Here is a 13,331-nt window from a genome sequence, read left to right as displayed (position 1 = left end):
TTTCGGTGGGGCGGGAATAGCCCCCGCACGGTCTCCGTTCTCCGGGTATAGTTGAACCGTCAACAACCTGGAGGGTGAGCGACCATGCAGTTCGGGATCTTCAGCGTCGGCGATGTCACGCCGGACCCCACCACGGGCCGTACGCCGACCGAGCGCGACCGCATCAAGGCCATGGTCGCCATCGCGCTGAAGGCCGAGGAGGTCGGACTCGACGTCTTCGCGACCGGTGAGCACCACAACCCGCCGTTCGTGCCGTCGTCGCCGACGACGATGCTCGGCTACATCGCGGCGCAGACGGAGAGGCTGGTGCTGTCCACCTCCACCACGCTCATCACGACCAACGACCCGGTGAAGATCGCCGAGGACTTCGCGATGCTCCAGCATCTGGCCGACGGCCGGATGGACCTGATGATGGGCCGCGGCAACACCGGCCCGGTCTACCCCTGGTTCGGGCAGGACATCCGTCAGGGCATCAACCTCGCCATCGAGAACTACGCCCTGCTGCACCGCCTGTGGCGCGAGGACGTCGTGAACTGGGAGGGCAAGTTCCGCACGCCCCTGCAGGGCTTCACCTCCACGCCCCGGCCGCTGGACGGCGTCGCGCCGTTCGTCTGGCACGGCTCCATCCGCTCCCCGGAGATCGCCGAGCAGGCCGCGTACTACGGCGACGGCTTCTTCCACAACAACATCTTCTGGCCGGCCGACCACACCAAGCAGATGGTCGAGCTGTACCGGACCCGGTACGCCCACTACGGCCACGGCACGCCCGAGCAGGCGATCGTCGGCCTCGGCGGTCAGGTCTTCATGCGGAAGAACTCCCAGGACGCGATCCGCGAGTTCCGGCCCTACTTCGACGTCGCCCCGGTCTACGGGCACGGCCCGTCGCTGGAGGACTTCATGGACCAGACGCCGCTGACGGTCGGGTCCCCGCAGCAGGTGATCGAGAAGACGCTCGCCTTCCGCGACTACGCCGGCGACTACCAGCGCCAGCTGTTCCTGATGGACCACGCCGGGCTGCCGCTCAAGACCGTCCTGGAGCAGCTCGACCTGCTCGGCGAGGAGGTCGTGCCGGTGCTGCGCAAGGAGTTCGCCGCCGGACGTCCGGCCGGCGTGCCGGACGCGCCGACCCACGCCTCCCTGCTGGCCAAGAAGGAGTCGGAAGAGGTGACCGTCGCATGAAGCTCGTCGTCGTGTCCGCGGGGCTGAGCGTCCCGTCCTCCACCCGGCTGCTGGGCGACCGGCTGGCGGCGGCGGCCGGGCGGCTGGCCGCGGACCCCGTGGAGGTCGAGGTCGTCGAGCTGCGCGACCTGGCCGTGGAGATCGCGCACAACTTCACCAACGGCTTCCCCGGCCGGCAGCTGGCCGCCGCGATCCACGCGGTGACCTCGGCCGACGGACTGATCGTCGTCACGCCGGTGTTCTCCGCGTCGTACAGCGGACTGTTCAAGTCGTTCTTCGACGTGATCGACAAGGACGCGCTGGCGGGCCTGCCGGTGCTGATCGCCGCGACCGGCGGCACGGCCCGGCACTCGCTGGTCCTGGAGCACGCGCTGCGTCCCCTCTTCGCCCATCTGCGCGCCGTGGTCGTCCCGACCGGCGTGTACGCGGCCTCGGAGGACTGGGGCGCCGAGGGCCTGGACGGGCGCATCGAGCGGGCGGCGGACGAGCTGGTCACGCTGGTGCAGGGGCTGTCGGGGACGAGGCGGCCCGCCGGGGACGACCTCACGGTGGTGCCGTTCGCCGAGCAGCTGGCGGCGCTGTCGAGCCCGGCCGGCGGCTGAGACCCCGGAGAATCCCTCAGCCCGTCCGGCGACCGGGGCCCGGTGGCATGCCTCAGCCCGTCCGGCGGCTGGCGGCCGGGTGGCATGTCTCAGCGCGTCCGGCGGCTGGGGCCGGGTGGCGTGTCTCAGTCCGTCCGGCGGCTGGGGCCGGGTGGCGTGTCTCAGTCCGTCCGGCGGCTGGGGCGCGGGGCGTCTGTCAGCCCGTCCGGCGTTTGAGGACGAGGCCGTTCAGGCCGAACGGGGGTCTGGGGGCGGAGCCCCCAGGGGCCGTGTGAGGGTGTGAGCCCAGTAAGAAGGGCAACCGCGGCGCAGCCCACCCGGCCGAACCGCCGGAGGCCTTGGCAGACTGAACGGGTGTCCCAGACTGTTCTCCTCGCCGAAGACGACCGCGCCATCCGCCACGCCCTGGAGCGCGCGCTGACCCTGGAGGGCTATCGGGTCACCGCGGTCGCCGACGGCGTCGAAGCGCTGGCGCAGGCCCACCGCACACCCCCGGACGTACTCGTGCTGGACGTGATGATGCCCGGCATAGACGGCCTCCAGGTCTGCCGGGTGCTGCGCGCCGAGGGCGACCGCACCCCGATCCTGATGCTGACGGCGCTCGTGGAGACCCAGGACCGCATCGCGGGCCTGGACGCGGGCGCCGACGACTACGTGGTGAAGCCCTTCGACGTGGAGGAGGTCTTCGCCCGGCTGCGCGCCCTGCTGCGCCGCACCAGCGAGACGAACGGCGCCCCGGTCGACGTACCCCCGAAGCCGGCCCCCGAGCCCACCGGCCGGCTGCTGGAGGCGGCCGGACTGCGGATGGACCCGCAGGCGCGCCGGGCCTGGCGGGGCGCGCGGGAGCTGGAGCTGACGCGGACCGAGTTCGAGCTGCTGGAGCTGCTCGTGCGCAACGCCGGCATCGTCCTCGACCACGCCACCATCTACGACCGCATCTGGGGCTACGACTTCGGCCCCGGCTCCAAGAACCTCGCCGTCTACGTCGGCTACCTGCGCCGCAAGCTCGACGAGCCGGGCGCCCCGCAGCTGATCCACACGGTCCGCGGGGTGGGTTACGTGCTGCGGGAGGACTGAGTGGGCGGCCCCGCCCGCCGTCGGCTCGCCAGGATCGTGACCGCACGGCTGCTGACCGGACGGCGCCGCACCGGGCTCGTCTCGCTGCGCTCCACCTTCGCGGTGTCCTTCGCCGCCGTGGCCGCCGTCGTCACCGTCCTGGTCGGACTGCTGTCGTACACCGCCGCCGCCCGGCTGGTGCGGGTGGACCAGGAGTCCGTGTTCGACGAGGTCGTCCAGGACCTGCGCGGCGAGGTGCGGCAGCGGCCGATGCGGCCGGACGACTTCTCCTCCTCCGCCCCCGGCCACGATCTCGTACGGCCCGCCCGCACCGACGTGCAGGTGCTGGGCCCGGACGGCGCCGTCGTCGACCCGGGGCGCCCGGGGCTGCCGGTCACCGCCGCCGACCGGCGGATCGCGGCCGACGGGACGGCCGGGCGGATGGTCCAGCACAAGGACGTCGACGTCGGCAGCGACGTCTACCGGGTGGCGACGGTCGCGCTCGGCGGCGGCCGGGGCGCCGTGCAGATCGCCCAGGAGTTCAGCGACACCGAGGACCTGCTGCGGGCGCTCCAGCAGCGGACGCTGCTGCTGGTGGCGGCCGTCGTGACGCTCGCGGGGCTCTTCGGCTGGTGGCTGGCCCGGCGCATCACCCGCCGGCTGGTCGTCCTCACCGACGCGGCCGAGGACGTCGCGCGCACCCGGCAGCTGGGCATCCAGGTGCCCGTCACCGGCTACGACGAGGTGGGCCGCCTCGGCCGGGCCTTCGACCGGATGCTGGGGCGGCTGGCCCAGTCCGAGGAGGACCAGCGGCGGCTGGTGCAGGACGCGGGCCACGAACTGCGCACCCCGCTCACCTCCCTGCGCACCAACATCTCCCTGCTGCGCCGCATCGACGAGCTGCCGCCCGACGCCCGCGACGAGCTGGTCGCCGACCTGGGCCAGGAGGCACGTGAACTGACCGACCTGGTCAACGAGTTGGTCGACCTGGCGGCCGGGCAGTCCGACACCGAGCCGGCCCAGCGGGTGGACCTCGCCGACATCGCCGAGGACGTCGCCGGGCTGGCGCGACGGCGTACCGGACGGCGGATCCAGGTCCGGGCGTGCGGCGACACGACCACGCAGGGCCGGCCGGCGATGCTTCAGCGGGCGGTGACCAACCTCGTGGAGAACGCCGCGAAGTTCGACCGCGACGGCACCGCGCCCATCGAGATCAGCGTTGCCGGGCCCGCACGGCCCGGAACGGTCCGTGTCGAGGTCCTGGACCGCGGGCCCGGTATCGCCGAGGACGACCTGATCCGCGTCTTCGACCGCTTCTACCGCGCCCCCGACGCGCGTTCCCTGCCGGGATCCGGGCTCGGCCTGTCCATCGTGCGGGAGGTGGCACTGGCCCACGGCGGAGCGCCGTTCGCCTTCCGGCGGGAGGGCGGGGGGACGGCGATCGGATTCACGGTCGGCGGGGCCGGCTGAGCCGGAGGGGACGGCTGAGGTGGCGAGGCTGACTGAGGTGGCGGGGACGGCTGAGGTGGCGAGGCTGACTGAGGTGGCGGGGTCGATTGAGGCGGAGGGCGAGGCTGACTGAACTGGCCAGGCTGACTGACGTGGCGGGGTCGGCTGACGTGGCGGGGGGTCGGCTGAGGCGGGCGAGCCAGGCCGACTGAGGCGGACGAGCCAGGCCGGCTGGAGCGGAAGGGCCGGCTGGGGCGGAGGAATCACGGTCCGGGGGCCGCCCTCTCTCGGATACGTCCGCGATGGGCCACCATCTCATCGGGCGGGCCGTGCGCCCGGTGGCCGAGGGGAGGACGTCGTCGTGCTGAGTGACGTGGAGAACGCCGTACTGGCGGAGATCGACGCGGCCGGGATCGGACGGACGCTGCTGGAGCTGATCTCCGTGCCGAGCGTGACGGGGAGCGCGGCCGAGTCCGAGCTGCAGCATCTGCTGGCGGGGCGGCTGGAGCGGCTCGGGCTCGACGTCGACCTGTGGTCCATGGACCTGGACGCGCTGCGCGCGGACCCCGGGTTCCCGGGGACGGAGGCCGCGCGGGCGGAGGCCTGGGGGCTGGTCGGGGCGACCGAGGACGGTGGGGACGGGCCCGTCTTCGTCCTGCAGGGCCATGTCGACGTCGTACCGCCGGGGGACCGGGAGGCGTGGGCCGGGGATCCGTTCGTGCCGAGGGTCGTCGGGGACGTCGTGTACGGGCGCGGTGCCTGTGACATGAAGGCCGGCCTGACCGCCCACCTCGCCGCGCTCGCGGCGATACGCGCCGCCGGGGTGCGGCTGCGCGGACGGGTCGGCGTGCACTTCGTGGTGGGGGAGGAGGACGGCGGTCTCGGCGCCTTCGGCACGCTGCGGCGCGGCCACCGCGGCGACGTCTGCGTCATCACCGAGCCGACGGGCGGCGCGCTCGTCACCGCCAACGCCGGCGCGCTGACCTTCCGGCTCGCCGTGCCCGGCAAGGCGGCCCACGGCAGCGCCCGCGACCAGGGCGTCAGCGCGATCGACGCGTATGTGCCGCTGCACGCGGCGCTGGCCCGGCTGGAGACCGAACGCAACCGCGACGCCCATCCGCTGATGGCCGAACACCCCATCCCGTACGCCCTGTCGGTGGGCACCGTGCGCGCCGGGGACTGGGCGAGCAGCGTGCCCGATCTCCTGATCGCCGAAGGGCGGCTGGGCGTACGGCTCGGGGAGGACCCGGCGGAGGCACGGGCCGCCTTCGAGCGGTGCGTCGCCGAGGCCTGTGCCGCCGATCCGTGGCTGCGCGACCACCCGGCGATGGTGACGTGGCCGGGCGGACAGTTCGCCAGCGGCCGGCTGCCCGAGGGCCACCCGCTGCCGGAACTGATCCGCGGCGCCCACGCCGACACCGCGGGAGCGGCGGACCCGCGCGAGTGCGGGGCGCCGTACGGCAGCGATCTGCGGCTGTACTCCGGGGCGGGGATACCGACCCTGCAGTACGGGCCGGGGGACATCCGGGTGGCGCACAGCGCGCGGGAACAGGTCACGCTCGCCGAGGTGGTCGAGGTGGCGCGGACGCTGGCGGTGACGGTGCTGCGGACGGTCGGCGTCAAGTGAGCCGACCGGCGTGCGTGGGCGCTCGGCGCCGAACACCCGACGACCGTCGTGCGGTCCTCGTCGCTCAGCCGACGGTCGCTCGGGTGTGTCGTACGTCCCGGGACCGTCGTGCGGTCTTCGGCTCTCTGCCGGCGGTTGCTCGGGTGTGTCGTACGTCCCGGGACCGTCGTGCGGTCTTCGGCTCTCTGCCGGCGGTTGCTCGGGTGTGTCGTACGTCCCGGGACCGTCGTGCGGTTCTCGGCCCACTGCCGGCCTTCGCCAGCGTGCGCCGTACGCCCCCGGACCCTCGTGCGGTTCTCGTCGTTCAGTCGGCTGTCGCCCGGGTGCGGCGGGCGTAGGCGCGGGCCGCGCGGGCGCGGTCGCCGCAGCGGGTGGAGCACCAGTGGCGGCGGCCGTGGCGGAGCAGGTAGCGGTTGCAGGGGGCCGAGCCGCACGCGGTGAGGCGTTCGGCGTCGGCGGAGGTGAGCAGGTCGGCGGCGTCGGCGGCGAGGGTCGCCAGGGCGTGGTCGACGATCTCGGTGGTGGGGTGCGTCGCGGCGCGGTACGGGCCGTCCTTCTCGTCCCACTGCAGCAGCGGAGCCGTGGGCACCCTGGTCAGCGCGTCGTTCACGGCGGCCAGCGCCGCCGGCAGCGCGGGCAGCGCCGCGACCCGCGAGTCGAACAGCGACCGGACCTGCTCGCGCAGCGACCGCAGCTGGGCCGCGCACATCTCCCGCATCCCCGCGTCGACGGGAGCGAGTCCGCGCTCCACGAGCCAGTCGTTCGCCGCCGCCGGAGTGCCGAGCTGATCCACGAACTGCCCGCCCGGCAGCGCGACGACGCTGTTGACGAGGGCGAGCGACGGGTACTGCTCCGCGCCCGGCGCGGGCGGCATCGGCGGCTCGACGGTCTCCTTCATGGCTCTCATGGTACGGAGTCCGGCCATCCGTGAGGCGACGGCAGCCGGGCCCTCTGGTTCGCGCTCAGGATCCGGCCGTGTGCGGACCGACCCCGAGGACGTCGAGCATCGCCCGGGTCGCCGGGCTCGGGTTGAAGCGGCTCCACACCAGGTACTCCAGCCGATGCGGCCCGTCGAGCACCCGGACCAGCGCCAGTTCGGGATGGTCGGCGGCCAGCGGGCGGACGTACGCCGACGGCAGCAACGCGACACCGAGCCCGCGCGCGACCAGCCGGGAGATCAGCTCGACCACACCGGCCTCGTAGGCGACGTCCCGGACCAGGCCCGCGGCCGCGAAGGCCCGGTCGGACTGGGCCCGGGCCGGGGTGCCGGCCGCGAAGTCCACGAAGGTCTCCTCGGCGATCTCCGCCAGGGTGACCCGGTCCACGCCCGCGAGCCGGTGCCCGGCCGGCACGACCAGGGCGTGCTCGTCGTGGTCGAGGACGAGGGTCTCGACCCCGGAGGGCCGTTCACCCTCCGGCAGCCCCAGGAAGGCGATGTCCAGCTCGCCGTCCCGCACCGCCGCGGCCAGCTCGTCGCTGCGCCCGGAACGCAGCACGACACGCACATCGGGGTACCGCGCGCGATACCGCTGCAGCAGGTCCGGTACGTCCACCGCGGCCGTGGTCACGATCACGCCGACGGCGAGCCGGCCCCGTACGACACCGGTAGCCGCGGCGGCGTCGGCGACCGCGCGGTCGGCGGCGGCCAGGCACTCGCGCGCCGCGGCCACGAACGCCTCACCCGCACTGGTCAGTTCGACACGGCGGCTGGAACGGGCGAACAGCTTGACCCCGAGCTCCCGTTCCAGACCGGCGATCCGATGGCTGAGGGACGACTGCACCACGTAGCAGCGCTCCGCCGCGCGCGTGAAGTTACGGGTTTCGGCCACGGCGACGACGTAGCGCATCTGCTGGAGATCCACAGGACCATGGTTCTCGTTCATGGCTGTGATGACAACCATGTATTGGAGCCATGGGGCCGGGCTGCGGAGACTGCTTCTCATGCATCCCTCGACCGAGCGGTCACCGGGCCCGGCGCGGAGTTCCCGCGCGCTGCCGGTGGCAACCGTCGCACTGACCGCCCTCGCTCCCGCGGCGTGGGGCGCCACCTACGCCGTCACCACGGAACTCCTTCCGCCCGGGCATCCGATGTTCGCCGGGCTCGTCCGCGCCCTGCCCGCCGGGCTGCTCGCCCTGGCGCTCACCCGCGTGCTGCCGCGCGGCGACTGGTGGTGGAAGGCCGGCGTCCTCGGCGCGCTCAACATCGGCACCTTGTTCCCGCTGCTCTTCCTGGCCGCCGAACGGCTCCCCGGCGGGGTCGCCGCCACCCTCGGCGCCGCCCAGCCCCTGCTGGTCGCCGGGCTCGCCATCGCGGCGCTCCACGTCCGGGCCACGGTCTGGCGCTGGACCTGGGGGGTGCTCGGTGTCGTCGGCGTCGGGCTCGTCGTGCTCGGCCCGGAGGCCCGGCTGGACGCCGTCGGGGTGCTCGCCGGCCTCGGCGGTACGACCGCGATGGCCTGCGGCACCGTCCTCACCAAGCGCTGGGGGCGGCCCGCGGGGGTCGGCCCGCTCGCCTTCGCCGGCTGGCAACTGGCCGTCGGCGGCGTGCTGTTGCTCCCGCTCACCCTGGTGATCGAGGGAGTGCCGGAGCGGATCGACGCGGGGGCGGCGGCCGGCTACCTGTGGCTCGGCAGCGTGGGCGGGCTGATCGCGTACACGCTGTGGTTCCGCGGCATCGGAAAGCTGTCGGTGGGCGCGTCCGCACCGCTGGTGCTGCTGTCCCCGCTGGTCGCGACGGTCATCGGCATCGCCCTGGGCGAGTCCCTGAGCCTGCCCCAGTCCCTCGGCTTCGCCCTCGCCCTGGCCTCGTTGCTGGCAGCGCAGTTCGAGTCTCCGAAGGGCATGCCCCGGCGACCGGCGCGCGGACGACGACGGGTTCCGTGGGGCGGGGAGCCGGAGGGGGCGGTTGACGGGGAGTCGTTCCGGGGCGAGCCGGTAGACGGGGAGCCGTTCCGGGGCGAGTCGGTTGACGGGGAGCCGGTCCGGGGTGAGCCGGTCCGGGGTGAGCCGGTTGACGGGGAGCCGGTCCGGGGTGAGCCGTTCCGGGGTGAGCCGGTCCGGGGTGAGCCGGTTCAGGGGGAGCCGGTTCGGGGCGAGTTGGTTCGGGGCGAGCGAGTCGGGGACGGACGGGTTCGGTGACGGGGCCCCGACCGGCCGCGCGGACGCCGTGGTCCTCGCCGTACGGTCCTTCCCGGCCGACCGGGAGTTCCTGGTCGGCGCCACCCGCACCGTGCTGGACGCCGCCGCGCGGCTCGGCACCCGGGTGCTCGTGGTCGGCGGCGCCGGTGCCCTGCGCAGCCCCGGCGCCCCCGGCCGGCTGGTGGCCGGCGACCGCGCGTACGTGCCCGCCGAGTACCGGGCCGTGGCGCTCGCCGGGACGGCGCAGTTGCGGGCGTGCGAGGCCCACGCCGACGCCGACTGGGTCTACCTGAGCCCGCCGGCCCAGCTCGAACCCGGCGAACGGACCGGCCGCTACCGGCGCGGTACCGACACCCTGCTCACGGACCCGGAGGCGGGCCGGCCGTGGATCAGCGCGGAGGACCTGGCCGTGGCGGTGGGCGACGAGATCGAGAGCCCCGGCGCGGACCGCCACATCACGGTCGTCCACCGGTCGTCGGCGTGACCTCGGTATGGCAGTCGTTGCAGCCCGGGGTCACCTGCACCCGGGGCTCCCACTGGTGCACCTGCTGCGAGCCGTCACCGTGGAACTGGACCTTCTCACCGGCGACTTCGCCGGCCGCAACGGCCTCCACTCCACGGACGTGCGCGCACTGATCCACCTGCTAGACGCCCACCGCGAGGACGTACGCGCCACTCCCGGGTGGCTCGGGGCACAGCTCGGCGTGAACTCGGCATCGACCACGGCCCTCGTCGACCGCCTGGAACGGCTGGAAACCGTCCGCCGCGAACGCGACACCCACGACCGCCGGCGCGTCCTGCTGACTGTCACCGACAAGGCCGTCACCCTCGGCTGGACCTTCTTCGGTCCCCTCATCGAGGACATGGTCGGCGCCCCGCGCTCCTACGACGACCAGGAACTGGCCACCGTCCGCCGCTTCCTGGGCACGATGCGGGCCATCACGACGGTCCACCGCGCGAACGAGAACCGCCCCGGCGACCGGAAAGCCGACCAGTAGGAGGAAGGCGCCGGGCGGGGCGGTGTCCGAGGCGGTGTCCGTCAGCCGTTGGCGAGGAGTTCCAGCGTGTCGATCACGCGGTTGGAGAAGCCCCACTCGTTGTCGTACCAGGCGACCACCTTGACGTGGCGGCCGTCGACGCGGGTGAGGGCCGAGTCGAAGATCGAGGAGGCGGGGTTGCCCACGATGTCGGACGACACCAGCGGGTCCTCCGAGTACTCCAGAACACCGGCGAGCGGCCCCTGAGCCGCGGTGCGGTACGCCGCCAGCACGTCGTCGCGGGTCACGTCACGGGCGACGGTCGTGTTGAGCTCGACGATCGAGCCCACCGGCACCGGCACCCGGATCGAGTCGCCCGACAGCTTCCCGTCCAGGTTCGGCAGCACCAAGCCGATCGCCTTGGCGGCCCCGGTCGTCGTCGGCACGATGTTGACGCCGGCCGCCCGGGCACGACGGGGGTCGCGGTGCGGACCGTCCTGCAGGTTCTGCTCCTGCGTGTAGGCGTGCACCGTCGTCATGAACCCGTGCTCGATACCGGCGAGTTCGTCGAGCACCTTGGCCAGCGGCGCGAGCGCGTTGGTGGTGCAGGACGCGTTGGAGACGATCGTGTGCAGGGACGGGTCGTAGGTGTCGGTGTTGACCCCGAACGCGAGCGTGACGTCGGCCCCGTCCGACGGCGCGCTCACGAGCACCTTCCTCGCACCCGCGTCGAGGTGGGCGCGGGCGGCCTTGGCCGAGGTGAAGCGGCCGGTGGCCTCCAGAACGATGTCGACACCCAGTTCGGCCCACGGCAGCTGCGCCGGCTCGCGCTCGGCCAGGACGGTGATGCGGCGGCCGTCGACGACGAGGGCGTCCCCGTCGACCGTCACCGGACGCCCGAGGCGCCCGGCCGTGCTGTCGTAGGCGAGCAGCCGGGCGAGGGCGGCGGGCTCGGTGAGGTCGTTGACGGCCACGACCTCCAGGGAGCTGTCGCGCTCCAGCAGCGCGCGCAGCACATTGCGTCCGATACGGCCGAATCCGTTGATGGCGATGCGAGTCATGAGTGATGTCCCTTCTCCTCGCCACCAGGCTCGCCCGCCGCCCCCGGCGCTGACAGTGGCGCGATCGCCATGGTTCAAAAGGATCCCGCCACTACTCGCGCAAAGGGATCCCAGTGGTCTGGTGCAGAGGGGGATCCCACGTGGTCTGGTGCAGAGGGAGCCCGCCACGGCTGCCGCAAAGGACCCCGTCCCAGCTGCTATTCGCCCCGGGTGAAGGTCCGCCGGTACTCGCTCGGTGTGGTGCCCAGGATGTGCTGGAAGTGCAGGCGCAGGTTCGCGCCGGTGCCCAGGCCGACGTCGGCCGCGATCTGTTCGACACTCCGCTGCGACCGCTCCAGCAGCTCGCGGGCCAGGTCGATACGGGCGCGCATCACCCACTGCATCGGCGTGTAGCCGGTCTCCTCGACGAAGCGCCGGGAGAACGTCCGCGGGGAGACCCCGGCCTGCCGCGCCAGTACGTCGAGGGTGAGGGGCTCGCCGAGCCGGTGCAGCGCCCACTCGCGCGTGGCGCCGAAGCGCTCGCCGCGCGGTTCGGGGACGCTGCGCGGCACGTACTGGGCCTGGCCGCCGCTGCGGTAGGGGGCCGCGACCAGGCGGCGGGCCGCGTGATTGGAGGCGGCCACCCCCAGGTCGCCGCGCAGGATGTGCAGGCACAGGTCGATGCCGGAGGCGGCGCCGGCCGAGGTGAGGACACGGCCCTCGTCGACGAACAGCACGTTCTCGTCGACCTGCACGAGCGGATGCCTGGCCATGAGCGCCCGCGTGTAGTGCCAGTGCGTCGTGGCGCGCCTGCCGTCGAGCAGCCCCGTGGCGGCGAGCGCGAACGCGCCCGTGGAGATGGCGGCGAGCCGGGCGCCCCGGGCGTGGGCGGCGATCAGCGCGTCGACGACCGCCCGGGGCGGGTCCTCACGGTCCGGGAACCGGTAGCCGGGCACGAAGACGATCTCGGCCCACGCCAGCGCGTCCAGGCCGTGGGCGACGTAGTACGACAGCCCGTCACCGCCGGTCACGAGACCGGGTGCCGCCCCGCACACCCGCACCTCGTACGGCATGCTCGCGCGGGTCGTGAACACCTGCGCGGGGATTCCGACATCGAGCGGCTTCGCACCCTCGAGAACGAGAACGGCGACGCGATGCAGACGGGAGGCTGGCACGGGAAGAGGCTACGTGGGGCCGCGACCCCGGTCCGCCCGCCGCGTGGGCCGCGCAGAGGACCGCCTGCCGCGTGCGCCGCGCGGAGGACCGCCCCGGCCGCCCGTGTCCCTCCCGGAACGCGACGAAGGCGGGGTCCGCGAACCCCGCCCGCTGTGCCGACCGCCCGAGAACCCCTGGCTCAGGGCCAGACCAGGCAGTACGGCTGATGCCCCGCCTCGTGGAGGCGATGGCTGAAGTCCTGCCACTCGTGCAGGAGTTGGTACACGTTGAACGCGTCCCGCGGACCACCCCGGTCCGGGACCGTCGACCAGATGAACGCGGCCGCGCCGACCGCTTCCTCTCCTATGCCCCGCAGCGGGTCGACCACCGTCATCGGCAGCTTGACGACCGCGTAGTCGGGGTGCAGGACGACAAGCTCCAGCGGCGGCACCTTGTGCAGGGGCACGCCCTCGATGCCCGTCAGCACCATCGCGGCCATGGTCTCCGGCTTGATCTTGGTGAACATGCCGTTCATGCCGAGTTCGTCGCCGCCCAGCTCCTCGGGTCGCATGGAGATGGGGACGCGGGCAGCGGTGGCGCCGTCCGGCGCGCCGAAGTACTTGTACGTCACCCCCACCCGACCACCATTCCTGCTCTCCGCCCGGAGGCGGTCGACCTGGCCGTCGATCCGCCGGTCGAACGGCTCGTGCTCACTCGGTACACCCGGTACACCCGTCGCGTCTGGCATACCTGGTACAACGTGTCCCTGGCGTGCTTCGTTCGAATCCTCCGCGTCGCGTCGGTGCCTTCCCCGCCGGGCACGTCGAGGACCCAGGTCGTCAGTCCCCTCGCCCAGTCCGCCACCGCGATGCATATCTCCACCCGACTGCTTTTCTAGGACGCGCAGGCCCCGCCGCGCAACCCGATCATCGTGTCAGTGACCTCCCCCACGGCCGCCCGCCGAAACGTGCGCTGAAACACCTGTCCGCGGGATCTTCTCAGTCCCCGATCACCACGCCCCGCATGAGCTGTGTGTATCACGTCCAGTCTCGCAGATTCCCGGAGCGGTGACGGCGGGTGAAGGCAGGGGCGCCTGGGGTGCGGGAGG

At 73.3% G+C, this 13,331-nt stretch carries 12 protein-coding genes and 1 pseudogene; 8 read left to right on the top strand and 5 right to left on the bottom strand.

The window, feature by feature from the left end; translation table 11 throughout:
• The first annotated feature begins 84 nt into the window (after positions 1-84).
• The 5 genes from ACGFW6_RS22770 to ACGFW6_RS22750 all read left to right on the top strand — a co-directional run bounded on the left by ACGFW6_RS22770 (position 85) and on the right by ACGFW6_RS22750 (position 5,913).
• Positions 85-1,179, top strand: a complete 1,095-nt coding sequence (locus ACGFW6_RS22770; protein WP_393512648.1) for an LLM class flavin-dependent oxidoreductase — start codon at positions 85-87, stop codon at positions 1,177-1,179.
• On the top strand, positions 1,176-1,781 hold the full coding sequence (locus ACGFW6_RS22765) for an FMN reductase (protein WP_393512645.1): 606 nt from the start codon (positions 1,176-1,178) through the stop codon (positions 1,779-1,781). The genes ACGFW6_RS22770 and ACGFW6_RS22765 overlap by 4 nt, the downstream gene beginning before the upstream one ends.
• Positions 1,782-2,135: 354 nt before the next feature.
• A complete protein-coding gene (locus ACGFW6_RS22760; protein WP_393512642.1) occupies positions 2,136-2,858 on the top strand; it encodes a response regulator transcription factor in 723 nt (240 codons plus the stop codon).
• A complete protein-coding gene (locus tag ACGFW6_RS22755; RefSeq protein ID WP_393512640.1) occupies positions 2,859-4,307 on the top strand; it encodes an ATP-binding protein in 1,449 nt (482 codons plus the stop codon).
• Between the two features lie 340 nt (positions 4,308-4,647).
• On the top strand, positions 4,648-5,913 hold the full coding sequence (locus ACGFW6_RS22750; protein WP_393512637.1) for an ArgE/DapE family deacylase: 1,266 nt from the start codon (positions 4,648-4,650) through the stop codon (positions 5,911-5,913).
• A 304-nt stretch (positions 5,914-6,217) separates the two neighbouring features.
• On the opposite strand, the gene ACGFW6_RS22745 is transcribed toward ACGFW6_RS22750, so the two are convergent.
• Positions 6,218-6,820 (bottom strand): ABATE domain-containing protein, encoded by a 603-nt coding sequence (locus ACGFW6_RS22745; RefSeq protein ID WP_393512634.1) that lies wholly within the window; start codon positions 6,818-6,820, stop codon positions 6,218-6,220.
• A 55-nt stretch (positions 6,821-6,875) separates the two neighbouring features.
• On the bottom strand, positions 6,876-7,775 hold the full coding sequence (locus ACGFW6_RS22740; protein ID WP_393512809.1) for a LysR family transcriptional regulator: 900 nt from the start codon (positions 7,773-7,775) through the stop codon (positions 6,876-6,878).
• Between the two features lie 79 nt (positions 7,776-7,854).
• On the opposite strand from ACGFW6_RS22740, the pseudogene ACGFW6_RS22735 reads away from it, so the two are divergent.
• The 3 genes and pseudogenes from ACGFW6_RS22735 to ACGFW6_RS22725 form a co-directional block, all read left to right on the top strand.
• Positions 7,855-8,778 (top strand): annotated as a pseudogene (locus tag ACGFW6_RS22735) (EamA family transporter); the annotation flags it as partial.
• 196 nt (positions 8,779-8,974) lie between these two features.
• The gene (locus ACGFW6_RS22730; protein ID WP_393512631.1) at positions 8,975-9,535 is read left to right on the top strand and encodes an NAD(P)-dependent oxidoreductase; all 561 of its coding nucleotides are present in this window, start codon (positions 8,975-8,977) and stop codon (positions 9,533-9,535) included.
• Positions 9,536-9,542: 7 nt separating this feature from the next.
• Positions 9,543-10,049 (top strand): MarR family winged helix-turn-helix transcriptional regulator, encoded by a 507-nt coding sequence (locus tag ACGFW6_RS22725; protein ID WP_393512628.1) that lies wholly within the window; start codon positions 9,543-9,545, stop codon positions 10,047-10,049.
• A gap of 41 nt (positions 10,050-10,090) precedes the next feature.
• Here the strand turns inward: ACGFW6_RS22725 and gap are convergent, their stop codons facing one another.
• The 3 genes from gap to ACGFW6_RS22710 form a co-directional block, all read right to left on the bottom strand.
• A complete protein-coding gene (gene gap, locus ACGFW6_RS22720; protein ID WP_393512626.1) occupies positions 10,091-11,089 on the bottom strand; it encodes a type I glyceraldehyde-3-phosphate dehydrogenase in 999 nt (332 codons plus the stop codon).
• Positions 11,090-11,286: 197 nt separating this feature from the next.
• A complete protein-coding gene (locus tag ACGFW6_RS22715; protein WP_393512623.1) occupies positions 11,287-12,243 on the bottom strand; it encodes a GlxA family transcriptional regulator in 957 nt (318 codons plus the stop codon).
• Positions 12,244-12,422: 179 nt separating this feature from the next.
• A complete protein-coding gene (locus ACGFW6_RS22710) occupies positions 12,423-13,097 on the bottom strand; it encodes a hypothetical protein (protein WP_393512620.1) in 675 nt (224 codons plus the stop codon).
• Positions 13,098-13,331: the final 234 nt, after the last annotated feature.

It is taken from the genome of Streptomyces sp. Y7 (assembly GCF_043195415.1).
Taxonomy (GTDB): Bacteria; Actinomycetota; Actinomycetes; order Streptomycetales; family Streptomycetaceae; genus Streptomyces.
This window is presented reverse-complemented; position numbering and strand designations above follow the sequence as displayed.

What these genes read in the sequence shown, in the direction of transcription:
- ACGFW6_RS22770 (WP_393512648.1), top strand. Translation starts at nt 85, where the DNA reads ATGCAGTTCGGGATCTTCAGCGTCGGCGATGTCACGCCGGACCCCACC.
- ACGFW6_RS22765 (WP_393512645.1), top strand. Translation starts at nt 1,176, where the DNA reads ATGAAGCTCGTCGTCGTGTCCGCGGGGCTGAGCGTCCCGTCCTCCACC.
- ACGFW6_RS22745 (WP_393512634.1), bottom strand. Translation starts at nt 6,820, where the DNA reads ATGAGAGCCATGAAGGAGACCGTCGAGCCGCCGATGCCGCCCGCGCCG.
- ACGFW6_RS22725 (WP_393512628.1), top strand. Translation starts at nt 9,543, where the DNA reads ATGGCAGTCGTTGCAGCCCGGGGTCACCTGCACCCGGGGCTCCCACTG.
- gap (WP_393512626.1), bottom strand. Translation starts at nt 11,089, where the DNA reads ATGACTCGCATCGCCATCAACGGATTCGGCCGTATCGGACGCAATGTG.
- ACGFW6_RS22710 (WP_393512620.1), bottom strand. Translation starts at nt 13,097, where the DNA reads ATGCATCGCGGTGGCGGACTGGGCGAGGGGACTGACGACCTGGGTCCT.